Below are 23,128 nucleotides of genomic sequence, written 5' to 3' on the forward strand. Positions count from 1 at the left end.
TTTTAACGTCTGAAAAAAGCAGCACTTTTGTATCAAGAGCAAAGTGTAGTTTAAAAAAATAGCGCACCATGAACAATTCTACACGTTGGGTTTATCTACTGCTTTTTTGTTTTGGTCTGTTTTCGACGCAGTTGGAGGCCCAATCCCAAAAACAAGAGGTCTGTTTTAACTTCAACGACCTAGCCGACGGAACCAAGTTCGGCAACGATGCCAATCAAAAACCTGGCACAGCTATCTTGAAAAAAGACGGCATAGCCGTATCCATCGAATCATTTCTCACCAGCAACAACAGCATTGAATTTGGCTCGATCAAAGTCGAGGAAAAAAAGCTGCTTTTTGACGGAACTTTTAAAGAAGCCGAAGGCAAAGTGCTTTTTGTATCCAATGTCAACCTGAAGTGGATATTCAGCGGATTACCCAAAAAGAAAGCAAAAAGGGTATGCCTCAATTTTATTGATGGAGGTGGGGAAGAAAACTTTTCCATCAATGGCCAAAAGGTTACCATTCTGGAAAATTGGGGATCATTGAACGACAAAGAAGTTGCTAAGGGCGTCAAAGCTGCGGTATCCATCAAGGAGGATTCCGACCTGCTGCAAGGCACTATCTGTTTTGAAGGAGATATTGATTCCATCTCCTTTGGTGGCCAGGAATTTGGCATTGATAATGTTTGTGTCGACTATGAAAAAGACGTTGCGCCCATTGCTTGTATCCGCGATTTGGTCATTTTGCCACGCCCTTGTACGCCCAATGGTGTTTTTTACCTTTCAGCCACCTTTAAAACCGACGCAAAAGCAGATACAGCGACCTACAATGTTTTGATCAATGGCCAAAAATTTGGTCCATTCAAATACAAGGATGTTTTCCCTGCGATTGGTCCTGTAAAACTGGACAGTACCGGGAAGTATTTTTTGACTATTCAGGATAACCAAGACAAAAGCTGTTCCAAAACCGAGGATTTTAAACACGATTGTGGGGTAACTAACGCCTGTGAACTAAAAGAGCTCTCCGCAACCATAAAATATTGTCCCAGAGATACATTCGCCCGTCTTATCGTCAAAATTGGAACAGTACAACCTGCCAATGCCAATATCATTTTGAGCATTGGTAACATTGTTATCGGTGAATATCCGGCTGAAAAACTGCCCTTTGAAATCAAAATTTCCAAAAAATACTTGTCTTCCATAACAGCGCTAGTTCCGCTGATTCAGGCTTGTGTAAGTTTGCCAGGAGGGCGCTGCTGCATCAGTGTTACACCAAAAATTGAATTGGATTTAAATTGTGCCGATGACCCAACTGCCTGTGGTATCAAGGAGTTTGCTGCTCAACCAGTGGATTGCAATAACGATGGCAGCTTCCGCATGGTGTACAAATTCAGTGGCGAAAACAAATGGTTGTCTGGCTACTACATTTACGTGAATGATCAGCGTTTCGGACCATTCCGCTACGCGGTCAATGGAGGCACAGTAGGACCAATCAAGCCAAATAGTGATGGTTACTATCGGGTCGTGATGAGTGATGTGGAAAACACGCGCTGTGCGGATACCGTAGAAATCAAAAAATTCTTCTGTAAGCCTTGTTCGATTCGGGATTTGGCCGCTGCTTATATCATCTGTGAGGAAGAAAAGCAGGACATTTTTACCTTGAACCTGCTTTCAGGGCCAACCGTAGACACTGGTTACGTTCTGACCATCAATGGAATTGAAATTGGTACCTTTTCCTTGAAAAAAATGCCCCTGCGCATCAGCATTTCCAAAGCAATCCCCAATTTGATCAACGATGTACTCAAAGTACAGGTTTGTTTGCCTGGGGTAGATAAATGTTGTCTGGAAACAGTAGCCAAGATCATCCGAGTCAAATCTTGCGCCAAGCCTGAAAACCTCTGCCCCATCAAGGAAGTTCAGGCTGTAGCAACCGGCTGTGGCGTAATCGGCAAATATCAACTCGAGGTCAAAGCTGCTTTTAACCAACAGTTGTTGACTTCAGATAGAGTATTCATCAAGGTAGCCGGAAAAACCTTTGGACCGTTCAAACCTACCAGTTTCCCGGTTAAGCTGGATCCATTGGAGTTGTTGGTAGGTGGAATCGTGCCACTGAAACTCCAACTTTGTACCGAAAGTTTGTTGGACACCTGCTGTGTGGAGATTACCCCTGATATCAACAACAAGGGCTGCGACTGCGATCTCGAAATGAGCGTTGCACCTTTGGAATGTAGTGGGGATAAATATTATGTGACGGTAAAAGTTGAAGCGAAAAATGGTAGCCAGGCTGGTTATTATATCCTAGGCCCTGATGGTAAAAAGTACGGCCCGTACAATTATGACCAACGCTCCAAAGTGCTTGGCCCGTTTACTCGGGCTACGACCAGCCCCCGTCAGGTTTTCTTCGCCTCCGACCTTGAAAAACCTTGTGCAGACACAGTTGTACTGGAATCGGTGGTCTGTGCTTCCGATACCCTTTGTCGGGTTAGAGAACTCAAAGTGGTGGTGCGTGGTTGCAACCCCAAAGGTGGTTATGATTTATTGATCACGCCCTTGCTCAATCTGAACCCATCTAATGTAATCTCGACTTACTACGTCTACATTGGCAACCAAAAGTATGGCCCATTCAAATTATTGAGTGTACCACAATTGATCGAAAATGTGGTCATCAATACGGATGCCCTCACATTTGAAGTGAAAGTGTGTGTAGATGGTCAAAGTGAAAAATGTTGTGTGACTGCCAAGGTCGAAAAACCTAAATGTCCCGCATGTGAACTGGGCGAATTGGTGATCAAAACAGCACCTTGCAACGATAAGGGTGAGGTGTATGCCTACCTGGATTTCAAATACTTCCGAACCAATTCGGACTATTTTGTACTCGTTCAGAATGGCAAGGAAATTGCGAAATACAAGTACTCTGAGTTGCCCATCCGTTTGATCTATCCATCACCCCAAAAAGATACCATTCGTTTGGAGGTGTACGATAGCAATACCCGTTCTTGCAGCAGCAAGGGATACATCAAACCATTTGAATGTAAGCCATCTTGTAGCCTGAGCGACATTAGCGCCACCGAAATCAAGTGTAACACCGATGGTACTTACAGCCTCTTGTTGAAGCTAAAAGCAACAAACGCTGACTCCATCCTTTGGTTACAAACCTCCACAGGCTTTGAAACACGCTTTAAATACATCGGGCAAGCAGTAAGAATTGACAAAATTCCACTGCCTAAGAATAGCAAAACCGATTGGATCGTTGTTTGTGATAAAAACTCACCGGATTGCTGCATCAAGTGGCAATACGAGGTGCCCTGCACCCAAACAACTTGTGAATTTGGTCCATTGAAGCTGGAACAGGTTTGTCTGCCTACTGGTGGCTATTACGTGAACCTGAATTTTGAACGCAAAAATACCAGCGCGTTCTTCAATCTTTATGTCAACGGCAAATTGTACGGAACCTATAATTACAACTTGTTGCCTTTGCGCCTCAGCCAGATCGTAAGTGCCGATGTAGCGGTACTGGAAGTTAAGGTTGAAGACAAAGAAAAGGGCTGTACCCAAGCCGGGCGTTTGGAATTGAAAAAATGTGAATCCAACTGCCCAATTGAAGGCTTAAAAGTAGAGTTGTTGCCTTGTGAAAAAGGCTACTATTACGCCAAGGCACTGGCGGTATCCAAACCAAGTTCTACCTTGCAGAAAGGATACATCATTTACGCCAATGGTATGCTTTTTGGGCCATTTGTTTACAATGGCGAAGCCCAAAAAATTGGGCCGTTCCCAAGCTCCGCAAGCGGCAATATTGAATTCCTGGCCGTGGATGTGACCAACCCAACCTGTTTTGCGGCAACCAAACTTTCTGCTCCACAATGCCCCGACCCCAATCCATGTAAAATTTCCAACCTAGCCATTCTTGGCCTTGGTTGCAACCCGGATGGAACCCGGCGGATGGCCATTAGTTTCAAGTACGAAAATGTTACGAATCGCTTCTTCGATGTTTTGGTAGATGGCAAAATCGTAGGTACATTCCCCTTGATTCGCCTACCCCTGGAAGCCAATTTCAAACTGGCAACTGACAAAGAAGTATTCAAAGTAACGGTATGTATCAATGACCAAAAAGGCTGTTGCGAAACTCTGGAGGTGAAACTCCCCTGTGAGCGGCCCTGTCCTGATCTGGTTGTTGATGTGAAACAAAAACCCTGCAATGCAGGTGGTGCTTTTGGTGCGGAATTGGTGTTCAAAAACCCAACTCCAGGACCACTGCGGATCGCCATCAATGGCAAAATCCTCGATACGCTTGAAGCGGGTAAAAAAGGATTCGACCTGGGTATGCTGCTTGGCGACGGGGTAACCGTGTACAAGGTGGATATCCTGAACCTGAAAGACACTACTTGCAAACGTATGGTGGTCTTCGGCCCAGTGAAATGCCGCAACAACCGTGTGAGTGATGTTTGGCCAGGCGATGTCAACCTGGACAACATTGCCAACCACTTCGACTTGCTCCATATTGGTCAGGCTTATGGTGCCAAAGGATTGAAGCGCTTCCTGGTGAACTCCTGGGATTGGAAACCAACCCCATCTGAGGACTGGCCTGAAATCTTCTTCGACGGCATCAACTACAAAAACGCCGACGTCAATGGTGATGGCGAGGTCAACCGCAAAGACATTGAGGCTCTGGCCTTGAACTTCGGTTTGTCACGTGGACCTTTCAAAATCATCAAGGCCTTACCTGCTACCGTTCACGATCCAAAAATTTTGGTGCAGATGCCAGCTAAGGGTGAATTGGCAGACAGTACCCGTTTTGAAATCCCCATCATACTGGGCGACGACAAACACATCATCAAGGATATTTATGGTACCGCTTTTAGTGTGAAATTTGATCCAAAATTGATTGATCCCAAAAACCTGACCATTGAAGTACCTACTTCCTGGATGGGCCAACCTGGGGTGAATCTGGAATTCATCTACAAAGTGTATCCAAACGAAGGCCGCGTTGACATCGGTATCACCCGTACCGACCAAAACGAAGTTTCGGGTTATGGTACCATTGCCAAAATGAAAGGTATCATCATTGACCTGGTTGGTCGTGCTGAAACCAAGTTACAAACGGACGATGCCATCCTGAACCGATTGGACGGCGAAATCCTGCCATTGAATACTGAAGTTACCGCCTTTAATATCGTAGATGCACCTCGTGCAGTACGTCCTGAAGATTTGTTGAGTGGTGTTACGGTTTATCCCAACCCAAGCAACTCGCAAATCAACATTACGACAGCTACTGGAACCGTTACGGAAGTAGAAGTTATGGGCCTCGACGGCAAAACCATGATCAAATCTTTCCGGAATACCAGTCAGATCGAGATCGATGATTTAAAGGCAGGTATGTATTTCCTTCGCATCAAGGTAGGTCAACAGATCTTCTTTGAGCGGATCATCAAACAGTAGTAGCCGCACCCCTTTGTGGGTGCCTACCTCCGCACCCCTTTGTGGGTGCATAACGGCACCCCTCGCGGGTGCATAACGGCACCCCTCGCGGGTGCATAACGGCACCCCCTCGCGGGTGCCACCCAAAATTCGGAACATACTAGTGAGTGTTTTTTTCATATAATCCCATGTAACTGTTTTTTTTAATCGTTTTCCATGATGCATATCCGGCTGCCGATTCCCACCACGGGGATCGGCAGTTCTTTTTTGATTTCGTTGCTCAACCTCCTCGAAAGTCTGAAACTTTCGAGGAGGAGTTTTAGTTTTTTGCTTGCTCAAAAACAGTAGTAAACATAGCCAAGCATTGAATTTTCTGGTTAATTTTCCCAGCTCAAACACCACATCATGCATCGCAAACACCTAATCCATCTGCTCGTCATTGCCATTATTTTGTCCTTTTGCAAAACGCCAACCCCACATTCCACGGCTCATACCCCCAAAGAACGATTAGCTTTGGCCGACACCCTGGAGCAACTCCTCAAATCCAACCTCGTCGACACCTGGTACCCGGCGGCCATCGATACACAATATGGCGGCTATCTCTCTGCTTTCAATGCCCAATTCAAACCCGTAGGCAACCAGGACAAGATGATTGTATCCCAGGCTCGGCACCTTTGGAACAATGCCAAAGCTTCCCAACATTGGCCAGCGGAAAATAAATACCAAAGCTTCGCCCGCCATGGATTTGCCTTTTTAAAGGACAAGATGTGGGATGCTGAAAATGGTGGATTTTTTTGGCAGGTGGATCGTGCTGGCAAACCACGCGGAGATTCCTCCAAAACTGCTTACGGCAATGCTTTTGGGTTGTATGCGGTATCGGCCTATTACCTGGCCAGTAAAGACCCTGAAGCGCTGGTTTTGGCCAAAAAGTCTTTCAACTGGTTGGAGCAACACAGCCATGACCCGATCCACAAAGGGTATTATCAACACCTGGACAAAACCGGGAAAATCCAACCCAGACTCAAAACCACACCTTCCACCGCTGAGTTGGGCTACAAAGACCAAAACAGTTCTATTCACTTACTTGAAGCTTTTACCGAGTTGTACCAGATTTGGCCCGATCCTTTGGTCAAAACTCGGCTTGAAGAAATGATTTACCTCATTCGGGACAAAATGGTGAATGAAAAAGGCAACCTGATTTTGTTTTTTCAACCCGATTGGATTCCGGTGAGTTTTCGGGATTCTAGCCGAGCTAGTATTCAGAAGCATCACAATCTGGATCACGTTTCCTGGGGGCACGATATTGAAACGGCCTATTTATTGATGGAAGCCTCTCACATTGTTGGTTGGAAAAATGACCAAACAACCTGGCGCATTGCGAAAAAAATGACCGATCAGTGTTTGGCTTTGGGTTGGGATGACCAGGCAGGTGGTTTTTATGATGAAGGCTATTTTTTTAAGGAAGATGCGGGTAAAATCACCGTCACGCAGGACACCAAAAACTGGTGGACGCAGGCAGAAGCGCTAAATACCTTGCTGATCATGGCCGATTTATATCCCAATGACCCATTAGACTATTATGGCAAATTTAAAAAAGAGTGGCACTACATCAACACTTATTTGATTGATCATCAACATGGAGAGTGGTACGATAGTGGTTTGGATAAGGACCCGAAGAGCGCTGAGCGGAATAAAGGGCATATTTGGAAAGCGGGGTATCACCAGTACCGGAGCTTGGAGAATTGTGTGGGGCGGCTGAGGGGGAGTGGGCACTGAGGCTAAGGTCAAAGCGACATTTTTTTACCACAAAGAAAAAAGAGAGGACACAAAGGACACAAAGTTAGACGTTGACGTCACTTTATGTCCTTTGTGGAGTTATCAGTAGATTTAAAACTTCAAAGTACTTGGCAAATACTTCGCAATCAAATCCTCATAATAAGGCTTCAATTCCTTCACATTCGGTGGAACAGGGGCCTTGGAATACAAGTCATAAGGATTGAACAACTTAACGTATTTGAACATTTCCCGATCGTAATCATCCATCAGGTGCTCATACGCGTGCTCGCGGTGCTGGGCATAGAAAGAGTGGTAACGAATCATGTACAGTGCTGAATCAGGTAAGTGATCCTTGACCATTTGGTACAGGTACTCATCGTGCCCCCAGGACATGTGAACATTGCGCAATCCACAGTTGGGCTCGTACACCCCGTAAGTGGTATTGTAGCGCTCGTCCTGGCTATCCGGATTGAATTCAAAAAACTCAGGATAAACGATTTTATCCGAATGTTTGCAGCCAACCGGGAAAGTGTCGCCAACTACTGCCCATTGAGGCTCGCCAAACAAACACAATACCTTGCCCATATCGTGCAATAAACCCGTAAGTACGAACCAATCCGGATGCCCATCGGAGCGAATGGCCTCGGAGGTTTGTAACAAGTGTTGCAGTTGGTCCAACTCGATATCAGGATCGGAATCGTCTACCAGGGTGTTCAAAAAGTCAAAGGCAGACCAGACTGGCATTTCTTTTTTGTCAAACTTGAGGTAGTTGGCCTCTTTTTCCATGACAAAATCGTAGGTCTGGTAAATATGGTTCAAACGATAGAACTCCCGTACTGTATCACGTTTAGGGTCATCGTAGTTGCGAAATTCCTCTTTGGCTTTGGCCGTGGTATTGGGCTCAGGGTATCGGAGCAGCAGGTCATCTTCCCACTCGTCGAGGCTACCCAGGGGCGTATTGATATCGAAGTCCTGGTTCATTTTTGTTTGTTTAATTGATTTAACGTTAAAACTACAAAGGATTACCAAAATACGGTATAAAGTGCTGCTAAAATGCCACAAATCAGTATGGACAAGATAGCAAAGCTACCATTGACCTTAAACATTCCTCTATCCAGCTCCAAACCTTTGGGATTGTGGGCACTTTTTTTGTCCAACAAGGAAATCACCACCATGATGGCCACCAGGATTAAAAAACACCATCCCGTGCGGTGCAAAAAGGGAATAGGTGTATTGGGTATCAATTTAAACGCCACCGCCAATGGAATAGACACAGCTGCTGCCACAATTGCCGCAGTGGAGGTGGTGCGCTTCCAGAACATCCCCAGAAAAAACAGGGCAAATGCCCCGGGGGTCAAATAGTTGGAGTATTCCTGAATGAACTGATAGGCTTGTTCCAGTTGGCGAAGTTGGGGTGTAATGCACAGTGCAACGGCAAAGGCACCCAGTACTGCCCAGCGCCCAATCAGTACGGTTTGTTTTTCGCTTGCCTCTGGTTTGAGGTATTTTTTGTAAATATCCAGACTAAAAATGGTAGAAATACTGTTGCACTTGCCTGCCAAAGATGCGACAATTGCAGCAGTCAGGGCTGCAAAAGCCAGACCTTTAAGGCCATTTGGCAACAAATTCATCAGGGTAGGGTAGGCCCGATCGGGTTTGATGGTGCCCGCAGCATCTACCAGCTCCTGTTGGAAATAACCATTTTGGTACAACACATAAACCGCAATCCCTGGGATTACACAAATGAGTGGAATCAGCAACTTGAGGAAAGCGGCAAACAGAATCCCCGAACGGGCCGTATTTAGATCCGCACCCAAAGCCCGTTGGACAATGTACTGATTACAACCCCAATAATTCAAGTTGTTGATCCACATCCCGCCAAAAAGGATGGCCATACCCGGTAGTTCGTAATAATATTTGTGGCCCTTAGAAAAAATCATGTGGAAATGGTCGTCGGCCTTACTGTGCAATAAACTGAGCCCGTCTAATACCCCAGAACCACCGAAATGGTTCGAAACCATGTTTAGCGCCAAATAAGTCACCACTAAACCACCCATGACCAGGACCACAACCTGGACGATGTCAGTATAACCAATCACCTTCATGCCACCCAGGGTGATAAAAATGGCAAAAACGGCAAGGCCAAGCATACAATACATAAACGGTACACCGGAAATGCTCTCTACCGCCAATGCACCCAGGTACAAAATGGAAGTCAGGTTGACAAAGACGTACAAAAGTAGCCAAAACACGGCCATAATGGTTGCCACAGTGTCGTTGTATCGCTTAGCCAAAAACTGGGGCATGGTGTAAATTTTATTCTTCAGGTAAACTGGAATAAAAAATACCGCTACCAAAATTAGGGTGGCTGCCGACATCCATTCGTAGGAGGAAATGGCCAAACCCATGGCAAAGCCCGAGCCAGACATACCGATAAAATGCTCGGCAGAAATGTTGGAGGCAATGAGGGAAGCACCGATGGCCCACCAGGTCAGGGAACCTTCGGCCAGAAAGAAGTCTTTGGTGTCGGTTTCTTTGGCTTTTTTGCGCTGGTAAATCCAGTACCCGTATATCGACACGGAGACCAGATACACCAGAAAAACCAGGTGATCAAGGAATTGTAGTTGGTTCGTCATTTTGTTTTGCGATTGATGTAACTGTTCGTGGAAGAAGTTTCAAAAAAAATGACAATAAAGTATAAAAAACCATTTTTTTTTTGACCCATATACAAAATTCAATAATGATAAAAGGAACTTAAATTAACTCATGACTTTGAGCACATTGTTTACTCCTTCACCTAATTTTGTTACATCCTCCAATGTGTTGTACACCGAAAAGGAAGCCCGCACAGTACCTGGAATCTCATAAAAGTCCATAATGGGCTGGGTACAATGATGCCCGGCACGGATACAAATGTCCTGTTGTCCAAGTATAGTGGCCAGATCATGCGGGTGAATGCCATCGATCGTGAAGGAGATGATGCCGGATTTTTGGGCTGCTTCGCCATAGAATTGGACGCCTGGAATGCTGCTCAATTTTTCCATACCAGCTGCCAGTAAGGTTTGTAAATGGGCGGCAATGTTATTTTGTCCCAGTGATTCCACAAAATCCAGCGCAGTGGCCAAGGTCGCCACACCCGCAATATTGGGGGTACCCGCTTCAAACTTGTGCGGAATGGGTGCAAAAGTGGTTTTTGCAAAAGTGACATCCCGAATCATTTCCCCGCCAAAACGGTAGGGAGGCATTTCTTTTAGCCATTTTTCCTTGCCATACAAAATCCCGGTACCCGTAGGGCCAAAAATTTTGTGCCCCGAAAAAACCAGAAAATCCACATCCAGTGCTTGCACATCCATTTGATGGGAACTGATGCTTTGCGCTGCGTCCACCAAAACCGGAACGCCCTGTGCGTGGGCCAGTGCAATGATTTCTGCAATCGGATTGATGGTACCCAGGGTATTGGAAATATGGGTGAGTGCCAGGATTTTTACCTTGGGGTTGAGCAGTTCTTGTAATGCCTGCAAGTCCAGTTCTCCTTGCTGATTAAAAGGAATGACCTTCAGTTCTGCTTTTTTGGCTAAACAGACCTGCTGCCAGGGAATCAAATTGGAATGGTGCTCCATGGCACTGATCAAAACCTGATCTCCGGGCTCCAGGCGGGGGAAGGCAAAACACTGGGCCACCAGATTGACTCCATCGGTGGTACCACTGGTGAAAATCACTTGCTTGGCCTGTGGCGCGTTGAGGAAGCGGGCACAACGTTCACGGCTGCCTTCGTACAGGGCAGTAGCTTCGGCAGCCAGTCGGTAAATCCCACGGTGAACGTTGGCGTTGTGTTGTTCGTAGTATTCTCGCTCAGCTTCAATCACTACCTGAGGTTTTTGGGTAGTGGACGCATTGTCGAGGTACACCAAATTGGGGAAGTGTTGAAAAACCGGAAAGCTTTGCCGAAGCTGTTGTGGACTGAACATTGGTAGAGATTTGGGTTTCAATTTAGGGAAAAACAAGTATTATTGAGTCGAGAAAAATGAGCGAACCTGAATATTAGTTATTCTGGCAATCCTCATCCTGAGGTGAATCTAAAGTGCCTGAGGTTTCTTAGGTGGTGAAATATAAACTGCTCCGCTGATTCTTTTTTTCACCACCTAAGAAACCTCAGGCACTTTAGATTCACCTTAGTTGATTATAGACTAAATTACACATGAAACTGAATTCTTCAATCATTTAACTTATGCTGACCGTTGCCCAAGCTGAATCGACCATTTTACGACATGCCTTACCGCTACACATCGAGCAAGTGCCTTTGTCCAAAGCCCTTGGACGTATTCTAGCTGAAGACCTTTTCGCCGACCGCGATTTCCCTCCTTTCGACCGGGTAACTATGGATGGCATAGCCATCAATTACGCCGAATTTGCAGCAGGACGTCGGCATTTTCCCATCGAGGCCGTACAAGCGGCTGGTGCAGCGCAACTCACCTTGCGACAACCTCCCAACTGTCTCGAAGTGATGACAGGTGCCCCCTTGCCTCTTGGCACCGATACCGTCATCCGCTACGAAGATCTGCTGATTGAAAACGGCACTGCACAAATCAATATCGAAGCCATCACCAAACGCCAGAACATCCATACACAGGCCATCGACCGCCACCAAGGCGATTTAATCATCGCTGCTGGCCGTAAAATTGGCCCGGCAGAAATGGCTACGGCGGCAACCTTGGGCAAAGCAGAAATAGCGGTGGCGCGTTTGCCCCGCACTGCGATCATTTCGACTGGTGACGAACTGGTTGAAGTACACGAAACACCCTTGCCCCACCAAATCCGTCGCTCCAATGTATACGCCATTCAAGCTGCTCTGGCCGAATGGAAAATCGAGGCGGAAGCTTTCCATTTTTACGACGATGAAGCGGCCATTCAAAAGGGGATTCAGGATATTTTGAATCAATATGAACTGGTCATCCTCAGTGGTGCAGTTTCGGAGGGCAAATTTGATTTTGTCCCCAAAGCCCTGGCTGCCGCGGGTGTGCAACAGCTTTTCCACAAAGTGAGCCAAAGACCGGGAAAACCCTTTTGGTTTGGGATTTTTGGCACCCAGGCGGTACTTTTTGCCTTGCCGGGCAACCCTGTTTCCGCCTTTGTCGGTACCTATCGGTATATTTTGCCCTGGTTGCGGCAATCGCTTGGACTGAGTAATTGGCCTGTCCAAACGGCGGCTTTGACACGGGAACTCGATTTTAAACCAGATTTGACCTATTTTGTTCCGGTTAAATTGGACAATGGAAGTGCTGGTTTGATCAAGGCAACACCGCTGGAAGGCCACGGCTCAGGTGACTTGGCGAACCTGAACGATGCAGATGGATTTTTGGAATTGCCCCGGGAAAGGTCGCATTTTTCAGCCGGTGAAGTTTTTCCATTGTATCGCTATCGGTGATTTTTGTTAATGTTGTTAATGTGGTAAAATGGAACAAGAATTGAATGAATTGTATTCTCCGGTTATTTTGGATCACAACCAACATCCCCGGCATTATCAAAAGCGGCCAGAGGCAGGGTTGATTTTGGATGCTTACAATTCCTTGTGCGGGGATAAATTCAAATTGTACCTGGATGTGCAAGAGGGTAGGGTAGTGGAGGCTTCTTTTTCGGGCTACGGTTGCGCGGTATCCAAGGCAGCGACTTCGGTACTGATGGAAAAAATCCAGGGCAAAACTTTGGGGGAGGTGCAGGTGATGGTGCGGGATTATTTTAAAGTCACCAAAACAGATCAAGAGTCAACAACTGATGAAGAAATGCAGGCTTTTGCGGTAGCGAAAAAGTTCCCGGGGAGATTGAAGTGCGCGGTATTGAGTTGGGAAGCGGTGGAGGAGTATTTGGAGGAAAAGGTTTAATTAATACTACTTTATACTCTCGTAAATTGGTAAAGCCCAGGGATTTATCTCCCCATATATCTTTCCAATTGCACCACTACTCGCCCGAAAAAGCAATTTGGCTGGTGCATAATCAACAGAGTTATCATACACATACAGCCGATCAACAAAAGAAGCCGCCGGGCAACAATTTTGAATGGACTTATAAAAACGACTGATGATTTTGGAAATCGGCACATCATGTCCACCTTCCATAACTCTGCGGGCGACCCGACTTGCATTAATACTGGGATGGTCAGTACCTACGAAAAAAAGGCGGATAAAAAATCCTGCATCTTTGGCTTTTTTCAAAAAATCAACTTTATCAGGCGCAGAAAAGACGGTTTCAAAAATGAAACTTTCTCCATTTTTTAAGCAATCCTCGCGTTGGGTGGTGGCCAACTGAGCTGCTTTTAACACCGCCTCTGGAGAATTCCAGTCACCAAATTGTTCTTGGGCAATATTATCAGGGTTGATGTAAATACATCCCTCTACCCATTCATGTTTGAGAATTTGGGAAGTAACCGAGGTTTTACCAGACCCGTTAGGTCCTGCAATGACTATCAGTTTGGGCTTATTTTGACCCATTTTGACCCATTTTTAACTTCCACTGCTCCAAGGTTTGTTGGACCTTTTGTGCATGTAAAGTTTTGAACTTTTCCTCCGCTTTAGCAGCCCGCTCCTTGACATCCTGCAAGACGTCCAACATCAATTGTTCCAGTTGTTTTTCGGTAGGCTCTTTGTCAGAGCTGAAACTATAGTGTTTAGTCATAAGTGATCCTTTATTGGTGCAAAAATATAGCATATTTTTTCATCGGTCAATCCTCAAAACTGCCACACATCCAAATACTTCACAAAAATTTTCGCCAGATTCTGCGCATCCGCTAATGCCCGATGCTGGGGCCCGGTGAAATCAAAGCCCTCGGCTTCTACACTCGCCTTTAGCCCGCGGGGACGACGCAGGCGTTTCAGTTCCATGTACTGGTGTTTGATGTTGATGTGAGAATGTACCCAGTCATCCTCGATGTCGTGCAGTTGGCAATCCTGGAGGAGCAAACGTTTGTCCGTTCCACCCCAGGAACAAAGGACATAATCCTCATCCAACATGAGGCCCCAATCTTGAAAAAGCTCTACCACAGTAGGAAAAAGAGCGGCCCGATCCACCTCCGTTTGTTTGATGTTGGTCAATTCCTGGCAATACGCCGATAGGCGGGGATTGAGAATCGGGCGAACCATGCGGCTGAATTCATCTTCTACCTCACCGTAGCCATTCATCAGCACGGCACCAATCTCGATAATCTCCTGCACTTTGGACGGCGGACTACCCTCCCAACAAGTGGCTTCTAGGTCAAAAATGATGAAATTCAAGGCGATTGGGTTTTGAGTTGTTGTGTTTAAAACCGTTCCTATGGGGCGATAAAAAATAAGTGTTCATTTTGCCAAAGGATTAGATAAGTAAATGTTTCATTTTAAGTGTCTTATCTAATCCTTTGGCTCAAAAAAAATGAACACTTATTTTTGCCCCACTATTATGCTTTATTTCGGTTCCAGGGTCAGCAATGCTTCCTTGTTGAGCTCGATCACCTCGTCCAACTGGTAATTGTCCAGGCGGTTGTGGTAATAGTACAACAGCGTAAAATCTTCACTAACGATGGCTTTGTCCCGGTTGTACCTCAACGGTTTTTTCAAGTGAAAAGTGCCAAGGTGGGTCAAACCATCCTTGATCAATTCATCCAAGCCACCGCGTACAATGGTGGACAATTTGATTTTACCCGCATCTTCCAACTGATATAATTCCTTTCGGATTTGCTCGATTACATCTTTGAGCACCGATTCATCAAATACGTAGTCCTCGTTGGGCAAACGCAGCACGCCAAATAAATCGAGTCTGGCGTTTTCTTTGCGCAACATTTGAAAAGCGGCAAAGGCCACCAGGTGACTACTCAAAACGATGTTGTCGGCGTGGTAACGCTCCACGATTTTTTCGGCCAGGTCTTTGGTGTATTCGGATTCCCGCTGTAGGTTTTCAGTAACCCGTCCTTCGGAAACAAAATAATCGCGTACCTGGATTAAATTGCCATATTTGTCATAGCTGTTGCCATCGATGTCGACCGGATTGCCCAATACATCCATGGGTTGTCCAAAGGAAAGAGCAATGTCATTGCCTTCTGAAAGTACCTGCCAAATGAAACGGATGATTTGTAGGGGGTTGTAAAAATCGTCCTTGGCTTTTAAAAAACGCTCTTTGCCCATGGCCCGCAAATAACCCTCAATCAAAAACGGCGCTTCCAGTACGAAGTGATAACCCAAAACCAGCGGAACAATGAAGATTTTTTGGTCCTTTCCCTGCTGGTACAAGGCCCGCTGTGCCTCCACTGTGGTGCTCAACAAACCCAATTTGAGCTTCTCTTCCAACTTGCCCGAACGGGAGCGCGTCCCTCCAGGGAAAAACAGGCTGTTGGTACCCCGCTGAAGCGATAAATTGGACATCGTTTTGAGTGTTTCCAGGTAGATGCCATTTTTCTTGCGGCGGTCCACCCGGTAAGCACCCAGACGATTCATGAAATAGGCGGTGTACCCCGTGTTGTACAAGTTTAAGCCCGCACCATATGAAAAAGAGGGTAGCCCCAATACCAAATCCAGTACATAGCCGATCAAAATCGAATCCAGATTGCTGAAGTGGGTAGGCACCACTACCACCGTACCTTTGGTCATCAAACCACGGATTTTTTCCAATTCCCCCTCCACGATCAACTTTTCAGCCAAGAGCCTTTTTTGATAAGCAAAACGCCAGAAACCCTTCTGCCGGGCTTGCAAAAGACTATTGAAAAAACGAGTCAAGAAACGCCGGGCAAAACGGAAGGTGGAGATGCGAAAAGTACCGACAATTTCCTCTGAATAACGGTGGATGATGGTTTGTAGGATTTCAGCGTTGTTTTTGGCGGCTTCCTGGTCGGGCTTGTCCAGTGAGTATTTGATGAGTTTGCGGCGAACACGGCTCCAAAACTGCCTTTCCTTGGGTGGATCTACTTTCCAGCGCTCCTCTTTGATGCGGATGCGTTCTTGATAAACCGTTTCAGCTATCAGATCAGTAACTTTTTTGGTCGGTTTTCGGGTGAGTCGATCCTGGGTAAATGCGTCAATTTCCTGAATAAAAGCCTTGCGGTCTTCACTCAATTTATAAATCGGCCATTCTTCAATATCGGGAATGACGGGTGGAAATACGGGCGTTTTGGATCGTTGTTTCATGTGAATTGGTTGAGGAGTTGAGAGGTTGAGGAGTTGAGGCTGCCGCGAGCTATTTTGACAAAGTCCTTGTCTAAGCCTCTCGCGGCAGCTTCAACTCCTCAACCCCTCAACTCCTAAACTTTCGTTATTTTTTCTTTTTAATCTCCAATGCCCCCTCAGCGGCTAAACCATCAATAAAGTTCAGGATTTCATCCCGACCAATGTTTTTATTGGCCGAGGTAAAGAATTGTTGAGGCAACTCATTCCAGTATTCCAGCAGTTTGGCCTGCGTAGCTTGGATGTTTGCTTCAATCTCTTGTGGCTTCAAACGATCCGTTTTGGTGAACACCAGCACAAAGGGAATGTGCATTTCACCCAACCAGTTGATGAAATCAATATCCACTGTTTGTGGTGGAATATTGGAATCGATCAGGACAAAAGCGCAACACAAGGTGGGTCGCAAAACCAGGTAATCCTGGATCATCTTCTGCCATTCCTTCCGTTTTATTTTGGAAATTTTGGCATAGCCATAACCTGGCAAATCGACAATGGCCCACTGCTGGTTGATCAAGAAATAATTCAGCAATTGGGTTTTACCCGGTTTTTGTGAGGTGTGTGCTAGCTCTTTTTTGCTACACAACATATTGATCAAAGAGGATTTACCCACGTTAGATCGACCGATAAACGCAAATTCCGGAAATTCCTCCTTAGGGCATTGCGAATGACTAGGAAAACTCCCCTTAAACTCTGTAGTCACTATTTCCATCATTTCTGAACCTCTTTTGTGGGGTAAAAGTAATAAGTACGGGGCGATAAAAAAATAAATTGTTCATTTGCCAAAGGGTTAGATAAGTAAACGTTTCATTTCAAGTGTCTAATCTAATTCTTTGGCTCAAGAAAATGAACATTTATTTTTGCCCCACTAATAATGGTGGTTTGGCGTAAGATTTGCATCTTTTGTAAAGCACGGGATCAAAATATTCATTAAACTACCCGTGGATAAAAACTTAAAACCATGAAGAAGTACGCTTTGTTTTTGTGCTTGGTGACTTTGGCCACAATGGGCTACGGTCAAATTCGTTTTGGTGTAAAAGGAGGCTTGTTGACTTCCAGTTTGAATCAGGAAAACCTGGCTATCCTGGATGACGGTGGGGTAACCCGCCTCAAATTGGCGCTGGAAGATGCCAATTATGGTGTCAATTTCGGTTTTTTGATCCGGGCCGAACTGGGCAATGGGTTTTTACAACCGGAAATCAACTTCCGCTCTAATTCCGTCAACTTCACCCTTGATGACTTGGGGCAGCCAGGTACTACCGGCGATATCTTGAAAGAAAGTTATCAATATTTTGACATCCCGGTGATGATAGGTTTTCGCCTTGGTCCACTGCGTCTGCAAGGCGGCCCACAAGGCAATTTTTTCCTAAATAGTACCTCCGACCTGTTTGATTTTGATGACTACGATCAAAACTTCAAAGACTTTACGGTTGGCTATGCTGTAGGTGGCGGCCTAGACATCTGGAACCTGATGATTGACCTACGCTACCAGGGGAATTTTAGCAAATTTGGAGAGCACATCAACTTTTTTGGTAAACAGTATCAGTTTGACCAAAGCCCGGCGCAGTTCAATTTGACCGTTGGCTGGCTGTTTGGTGGGAGGAAATAGTTGAAATAGTTGGAATGTTGAAGCGTTGAATTATTAACTTTTCAAGCCTTCAACATTTCAACTCATAAAATTGTGCTAATTTTATATGACTTTTTTGAGCTTTCTGCATCCAAAGTAGAGGAATAGCATTTGATGATAGATGCTGCGTCTCCACTTTAATACAAAACCAAGGACCAAATGAAAAAAATACTGAAGAGACTGTTGTTGGCACTCGGTGTGCTTTTGTTGCTATTTGTTGGAACAGCTTTTGCAATCCCCTATTTTTTCAAGGACCAAATTCTGGCCAAGGCCAAGGAGGCCATCAACGCCAACCTGAATGCCAAAGTGAATTTTTCGGATGCAAACCTCAGCATGTGGAGTACTTTCCCCAATTTGGGACTGAGTATGGACAGTTTTACCATGGAGGGAGTTGATGCCTTCGCGGGGGTAAAACTGGCCGATGTAAAAAAAATGACCCTCACCCTCGATTTTTGGTCAGTCTGGAATGGCATGGATCCTATCAAAATTACCTCGGTAACGGTGGATGAACCCAAAATCCACGTGTTGGTGACCAAAGAAGGCCTGGCCAATTACAACGTAACCAAACCAACCGACGATACCACCACGACAGAAACCACCGATTTCAAAATCGATCTTGAAGATTACCGCATCAACAATGGCAGCCTCATTTACGACGATGCCAGTATGGGTGCTTATGTAGCCGCGAAGGGCCTCAATCACAGTGGTTCGGGAGACCTCACTGCAATGATTTACGACCTCGATACCAAAACCGAAATAGACTCCCTTACGGTCACTTATGGTGGCATGAGCTACCTCAGCAATGCCAAAACGGCACTGGATGCCATTTTTCAGGTAGACCAAAACCAAAGTAAATACACCCTGAAAGACAACGACCTCTTGGTCAATGCCCTGCGTTTGCAAGCAGATGGTTGGGTACAATTGCCTGACGAAGACAACGTGCGCATGGATTTAAGCTTCAATGCTCCTGAAAATGACTTCAAAAATTTATTTTCCATTATTCCTGGCGCTTACCTTCAAGGGTATGAGCAGGTCAAAGTCGACGGCAAATTTGCCCTGAATGGTGAGGTGAAAGGCACCTACAATGCAGTGACCGAACAAATGCCCGCCTTCAAAATCAACATTGGTGTGGACAATGGCCGGGTGAAATACCCCGACTTACCCCTGTCCATCGCCAACATCAACGCCAAGGGCAGCATAGCCAGCCCCGGCAGCGATTTGGATCAAATGGTGATTGATTTTTCCAAATTTGCGCTCAAAATCGGCAGCAACCCCATTGACTCCCGCTTTATCCTCAAAACACCCATGTCCGATCCGGATGTGGACGCGAAAGTTAAGGGGATTCTCAATTTGGCTGAATTGTCCAAAGCTTTTCCAATGGAAGGCTTGGAGGATTTGCGTGGCAAAATCACCGCTGATGTGGTGATGCGGGCTCGCCAGTCACAAGTCGAAAAGCAACAATACGAAAGTGTCGATATGCGCGGAAATGCCCGGGTGGAAGGTATGGCTTACCGTGGCGCGGGTTTGCCAGTGGTCAATATCCAGGATGCCCAAATGAGTTTTAGTCCCCAGTTTGTGGATTTGAGCCGTTTTGTGGGTAAGTTGGGTAAAAGTGACATCCAGGCCAGTGGCCGCATCAACAACATTCTGGCTTATTTTTCACCCAACAAAACCATGACCGGTAACCTGAGTGCCCGCTCGCACTACTTTGATGCCAATGAATGGATGCCAGCCGAAGAAAGCAGCAGTACGGTCACCGCAGCATCGCTTTCAGGACCAGGTACAACTACTGCCTCCACCGAGATTTTCGACCGTTTCGATTTTGGGATCGATGCCCAGGTGGACAAACTGGTGTACGACAAATACACCTTGCTCAACAGTGTAGCCAAGGGTCAAATCAGCCCCAATCGCATGAACATCAGTTCTGCAGCCACTCAAATCAAGGACAGCGATATCGCGGTCAATGGCACCATCACCAATGTGTTTGACTACCTCTTCAAAGGAGGTACTTTGGGTGGGAACATCAACCTGAATTCCAATAAACTGGATCTCAACCAGTTTATGACGGAATTTACCGGTACGCCATCTACCACTCCTGCTGCGGAGGCACCGGCCGAAGAATACGGGGTCATTCTGGTGCCCGACAACATCGACCTCAACATCAATGCGAATGCGGGTCAGGTTCAATACACCAACATGACCCTGGAGAACATCAAAGGTAGCCTTGCGGTAGCCGATAAAGCGGTTGAATTGCATGATATCACTGCCAACACCTTGGGTGGAACCATTGGCTTTGAAGGTTTGTACGATACCAAAAATGAAAAAAATCCATTGTACAACATGCGTTTGGGCATGTCCAAAATGGATTTTCAAAAAACCTTTAAAACTTTCAACTCCTTCCGCATCCTGGCTCCAATTGGTGCTTTTATCAACGGGGTGTTCAATACCAACCTGGTGTTGAAGGGCAACCTGAAAGACAACATGATGCCTGACCTAAGTACCGTTGATGCCAAAGGCTTTTTGGAAACCGTCAATGGGGTAGTGAAAGGTTTTAAACCCCTGGACGCCATCGGCCAGGCCCTCGACATTGCCGAGATCAAAAAAGACCTGTTCCTGAACACCAAAAACTGGGTCGTTATTCGGGAAGGAGGAATCGATGTAAGCGCCTTTGATGTTAAAGTGAAAGACATCCAGATGACCATCGCCGGGCGACATACCATCAATCAGGACATCGACTATACGGTTAAACTCAAAATTCCGAAAAAATACCTGGATCAAAACCCGGCTGGTAAGCTGGCCGCAGCGGGTTGGAAACAACTCAAGCAACAAGCCTCCAAAATTGGGGTACAAATGCAGGAATCGGAATTTGTCAATGTGCTGGTTAACCTCACCGGCAACGTTACCAATCCCAAAACCCAGTTCAACCTGCTCGCCAGCGATGGCAAAACCGTAGCGACCGATGCGGTGAAAAACGCCGTAGACCAGGAATTCGACGCGCAAAAGAAAAAGCTCGAAGAAGAAGGCAAAAAGAAACTGGCCGAAGCTGAGGCCAAAGCTAAAGATATGGCGGGTAAAGCAGCTGACTCCTTGCGCAACGCTGCACAGCGGGAGATTGACAAGAAAAGAGCGGAACTGGAAGCCAAGGCCCGTGAAAAAATTGGTAAAGAAATTGGCGGTAAAGTGGCCGACACCCTTGGCAAGAAAGCCCAGGAGAAACTTGGCGATGTGATTGACAAAGGCAAAACCAAAGAAGAAGTGGACAAAGTCAAAAATGAATTGGAGAAATTCAATCCATTTAAAAAGAAAAAGCCAGCTGCGGATACAACCGGAGTGAAGAAAAACTGAGTCTTTCGGCTGCTCAGCTGAGGTGTACCTTTAGTGCCAGTGGTTTCTTAGGTGGTAAAAATAAGTCGTTTTCTTTTTCACCACCTAAGAAACTACAGGCACTTAAGTAAAACCCAAGCAGTAGCATACATTTTACCTGAAACTACAACACATGCGCATCCTTTACTTTACCCTAATCTTTTTTTGCTCCATTCAGATTTGGGCACAAGACACCAAAAAAGCCATCACCTTACCCGATTGGCCTGTCAAACCCACTGCCCTGAGTTCGCTCAATTCTCCACAGCGCGACATCAACCTATCCATAACGCCTAATGGTCGTTTTTTGTACTTCATGAGTGGCCGTGGCCAACAGGCCTGGTCGCAATCCTCTACCAGCTACAAAGGCCGTCCTGAGTTTGATGGCGACATTTGGTTTGCTGAAAAAAAGAACGGCCAATGGGCTGCCCCTAAATGTTTACAAGCACCCATCAATACCCACAGTGGGGAAGATGAGCCCAATATTTCTGCAGACGGGCAAACGGTGTATTTTCAAAGCTGGCGCGATGATTGGGCAGTTACAGGTGGGCCATATTACAAGGCCGAACTTCGGGGTGAGCAATGGGAAAATCCGCGTGGTTTGGGTACTGGTATTACCCGTTTTTTTCGAGGTACCGGATTTACAGCCACTGATGGCATGTCCATTTCCCCCAATGGTCGCGTGATGGTAGTCGCTTGTGGCCGGGTGTACGATGGCCCGATGGATTTGTTCGTCAGCTGGAAAAACGAAGAAGGTGTTTGGAGTGTGCCCGAACGCCTGGATGTTTCTACCCGGGGGGACGAACGTTCTGTGTTCATCGGTGCCGATAGCAAAACCTTATATTTCGCCTCCGATGGCTGGGGCGGTTTTGGCAAACTGGATATTTTTAAAACAACGCTCGAAGGGGGGGCAACTACCGGCGAGTTGATCAACATTGGCAAACCCTTCAATACGCCCAATGAAGATTATGGCTTCATACTGGATGCTCCGCGCAACGATGTTTATTTCGTACAGGAAGGGGACATTTATTACGCCAATTTAGGCAATAACGTAGATGCGCGTATTAAACCAGAAGCGGTAGTCATCATCAATGGAACTGTGCGTGAAAAAGGAAAAGGCCCCTTGGAATCCAACCTGTTTTTCCGCTTCGATGAAACAGATGACATCTTGTCAAAAGCACGCAGCAATGGCCTGAGTGGGGAGTACTCTATGTCACTGCCCCGCTACCCAGGTGAATATACCTTGCGGGTGAATTTTGTGGAAGGTTATCCTTCGATTGAAAAAAAAGTGATCATCGATGAAAATACGCCTGAGGTCCTGGAAATCTCTTTTGAGGTAGATCCGGCAGCTACCAATGAACCCGAGGCAGAAAAACCCAAACCAGTAGTGGTCGCGAAGACGCCAAGCCAATCGATGTCTTACATCGTCCTTTTTGCATTTGACCAGGCTGTCATCAATGAAAGTAGCCGGGCGGATTTATTCGCGATTGCCGAAGCAGCTAAAAAGGCGAGCAATTACACCTTGACCATCATCGGGCACACCGACGATGCGGGCTCCTCCGATTACAACCAAAAATTGTCGGAGCGCCGGGCCAAAGCGGTGGCTGATTTTTTTGCCAGTCAAGGGCTAAGCGCCAAGATTGCGGCAAAAGGAGAGTCGGTACCTGCTGTGGCCAATGACTCGGATGGGAATAAGGCGAAGAATAGAAGGGTAGAAGTGGTGCTGGAAGTATTGTGAAGACTTCTTGTAAATAAGCCCACGGCGAACTAAAATTTCATTTGGTGTTTAT

General features: G+C 46.2%; 15 protein-coding genes. 7 read left to right on the top strand and 8 right to left on the bottom strand.

The genetic code is table 11. From position 1 onward, the window contains the following. Positions 1–68: 68 nt before the first annotated feature. Positions 69–5,417, top strand: coding sequence for a T9SS type A sorting domain-containing protein (locus tag ACO08K_RS22335; protein WP_421798690.1), 5,349 nt, complete (start codon positions 69–71; stop codon positions 5,415–5,417). A gap of 384 nt (positions 5,418–5,801) precedes the next feature. Beyond that, entirely contained in the window at positions 5,802–7,172 is a 1,371-nt protein-coding gene (locus ACO08K_RS22340) for an AGE family epimerase/isomerase (protein WP_421798691.1), read from the top strand. A 111-nt stretch (positions 7,173–7,283) separates the two neighbouring features. Here ACO08K_RS22340 and ACO08K_RS22345 read toward each other — a convergent pair whose 3' ends face one another. The 3 genes from ACO08K_RS22345 to ACO08K_RS22355 all read right to left on the bottom strand — a co-directional run bounded on the left by ACO08K_RS22345 (position 7,284) and on the right by ACO08K_RS22355 (position 11,140). Continuing rightward, complete coding sequence (locus ACO08K_RS22345) at positions 7,284–8,153, bottom strand: inositol oxygenase family protein (protein WP_421798692.1); 870 nt, start codon at positions 8,151–8,153, stop codon at positions 7,284–7,286. A 41-nt stretch (positions 8,154–8,194) separates the two neighbouring features. Next, entirely contained in the window at positions 8,195–9,808 is a 1,614-nt protein-coding gene (locus ACO08K_RS22350) for a sodium/sugar symporter (protein WP_421798693.1), read from the bottom strand. Between the two features lie 123 nt (positions 9,809–9,931). Further along, positions 9,932–11,140 (bottom strand): aminotransferase class V-fold PLP-dependent enzyme, encoded by a 1,209-nt coding sequence (locus ACO08K_RS22355; RefSeq protein WP_421798694.1) that lies wholly within the window; start codon positions 11,138–11,140, stop codon positions 9,932–9,934. Positions 11,141–11,400: 260 nt separating this feature from the next. Here ACO08K_RS22355 and ACO08K_RS22360 point away from each other — a divergent pair, with 260 nt between their 5' ends. Further along, the gene (locus ACO08K_RS22360) at positions 11,401–12,597 is read left to right on the top strand and encodes a molybdopterin molybdotransferase MoeA (RefSeq protein ID WP_421798695.1); all 1,197 of its coding nucleotides are present in this window, start codon (positions 11,401–11,403) and stop codon (positions 12,595–12,597) included. Between the two features lie 28 nt (positions 12,598–12,625). Then, positions 12,626–13,051, top strand: a complete 426-nt coding sequence (gene sufU, locus ACO08K_RS22365; RefSeq protein WP_421798696.1) for a Fe-S cluster assembly sulfur transfer protein SufU — start codon at positions 12,626–12,628, stop codon at positions 13,049–13,051. Positions 13,052–13,057: 6 nt separating this feature from the next. Here sufU and ACO08K_RS22370 read toward each other — a convergent pair whose 3' ends face one another. The 5 genes from ACO08K_RS22370 to yihA form a co-directional block, all read right to left on the bottom strand. Continuing rightward, complete coding sequence (locus tag ACO08K_RS22370; protein WP_421798697.1) at positions 13,058–13,657, bottom strand: zeta toxin family protein; 600 nt, start codon at positions 13,655–13,657, stop codon at positions 13,058–13,060. Next, the gene (locus ACO08K_RS22375; protein WP_421798698.1) at positions 13,644–13,841 is read right to left on the bottom strand and encodes a hypothetical protein; all 198 of its coding nucleotides are present in this window, start codon (positions 13,839–13,841) and stop codon (positions 13,644–13,646) included. Before ACO08K_RS22375 ends, ACO08K_RS22370 begins: the two co-directional genes overlap by 14 nt. Before the next feature lie 53 nt (positions 13,842–13,894). Then, positions 13,895–14,437: an exonuclease domain-containing protein gene (locus ACO08K_RS22380; RefSeq protein WP_421798699.1), complete on the bottom strand. Its 543-nt coding sequence runs from the start codon at positions 14,435–14,437 to the stop codon at positions 13,895–13,897. 168 nt (positions 14,438–14,605) lie between these two features. Further along, positions 14,606–16,318, bottom strand: coding sequence for a 1-acyl-sn-glycerol-3-phosphate acyltransferase (locus ACO08K_RS22385; protein WP_421798700.1), 1,713 nt, complete (start codon positions 16,316–16,318; stop codon positions 14,606–14,608). 124 nt (positions 16,319–16,442) lie between these two features. Beyond that, positions 16,443–17,066 (bottom strand): ribosome biogenesis GTP-binding protein YihA/YsxC, encoded by a 624-nt coding sequence (gene yihA, locus ACO08K_RS22390; protein WP_421798701.1) that lies wholly within the window; start codon positions 17,064–17,066, stop codon positions 16,443–16,445. Between the two features lie 246 nt (positions 17,067–17,312). On the opposite strand from yihA, the gene ACO08K_RS22395 reads away from it, so the two are divergent. The 3 genes from ACO08K_RS22395 to ACO08K_RS22405 all read left to right on the top strand — a co-directional run bounded on the left by ACO08K_RS22395 (position 17,313) and on the right by ACO08K_RS22405 (position 23,076). Further along, entirely contained in the window at positions 17,313–17,960 is a 648-nt protein-coding gene (locus ACO08K_RS22395) for a porin family protein (RefSeq protein ID WP_421798702.1), read from the top strand. 177 nt (positions 17,961–18,137) lie between these two features. Further along, positions 18,138–21,323 (top strand): AsmA-like C-terminal region-containing protein, encoded by a 3,186-nt coding sequence (locus ACO08K_RS22400; protein ID WP_421798703.1) that lies wholly within the window; start codon positions 18,138–18,140, stop codon positions 21,321–21,323. A gap of 151 nt (positions 21,324–21,474) precedes the next feature. Continuing rightward, complete coding sequence (locus ACO08K_RS22405) at positions 21,475–23,076, top strand: OmpA family protein (RefSeq protein WP_421798704.1); 1,602 nt, start codon at positions 21,475–21,477, stop codon at positions 23,074–23,076. Positions 23,077–23,128: the final 52 nt, after the last annotated feature.

It is taken from the genome of Haliscomenobacter sp., from assembly GCF_965225875.1.
GTDB lineage: Bacteria > Bacteroidota > Bacteroidia > Chitinophagales > Saprospiraceae > Haliscomenobacter.

Excerpts from the sequence above, each read along its gene's own strand:
- ACO08K_RS22335 (WP_421798690.1), top strand. The coding sequence starts at position 69 with ATGAACAATTCTACACGTTGGGTTTATCTACTGCTTTTTTGTTTTGGT.
- ACO08K_RS22340 (WP_421798691.1), top strand. The coding sequence starts at position 5,802 with ATGCATCGCAAACACCTAATCCATCTGCTCGTCATTGCCATTATTTTG.
- ACO08K_RS22345 (WP_421798692.1), bottom strand. The coding sequence starts at position 8,153 with ATGAACCAGGACTTCGATATCAATACGCCCCTGGGTAGCCTCGACGAG.
- ACO08K_RS22350 (WP_421798693.1), bottom strand. The coding sequence starts at position 9,808 with ATGACGAACCAACTACAATTCCTTGATCACCTGGTTTTTCTGGTGTAT.
- ACO08K_RS22355 (WP_421798694.1), bottom strand. The coding sequence starts at position 11,140 with ATGTTCAGTCCACAACAGCTTCGGCAAAGCTTTCCGGTTTTTCAACAC.
- ACO08K_RS22360 (WP_421798695.1), top strand. The coding sequence starts at position 11,401 with ATGCTGACCGTTGCCCAAGCTGAATCGACCATTTTACGACATGCCTTA.
- sufU (WP_421798696.1), top strand. The coding sequence starts at position 12,626 with ATGGAACAAGAATTGAATGAATTGTATTCTCCGGTTATTTTGGATCAC.
- ACO08K_RS22370 (WP_421798697.1), bottom strand. The coding sequence starts at position 13,657 with ATGGGTCAAAATAAGCCCAAACTGATAGTCATTGCAGGACCTAACGGG.
- ACO08K_RS22375 (WP_421798698.1), bottom strand. The coding sequence starts at position 13,841 with ATGACTAAACACTATAGTTTCAGCTCTGACAAAGAGCCTACCGAAAAA.
- ACO08K_RS22385 (WP_421798700.1), bottom strand. The coding sequence starts at position 16,318 with ATGAAACAACGATCCAAAACGCCCGTATTTCCACCCGTCATTCCCGAT.
- yihA (WP_421798701.1), bottom strand. The coding sequence starts at position 17,066 with ATGATGGAAATAGTGACTACAGAGTTTAAGGGGAGTTTTCCTAGTCAT.
- ACO08K_RS22395 (WP_421798702.1), top strand. The coding sequence starts at position 17,313 with ATGAAGAAGTACGCTTTGTTTTTGTGCTTGGTGACTTTGGCCACAATG.
- ACO08K_RS22400 (WP_421798703.1), top strand. The coding sequence starts at position 18,138 with ATGAAAAAAATACTGAAGAGACTGTTGTTGGCACTCGGTGTGCTTTTG.
- ACO08K_RS22405 (WP_421798704.1), top strand. The coding sequence starts at position 21,475 with ATGCGCATCCTTTACTTTACCCTAATCTTTTTTTGCTCCATTCAGATT.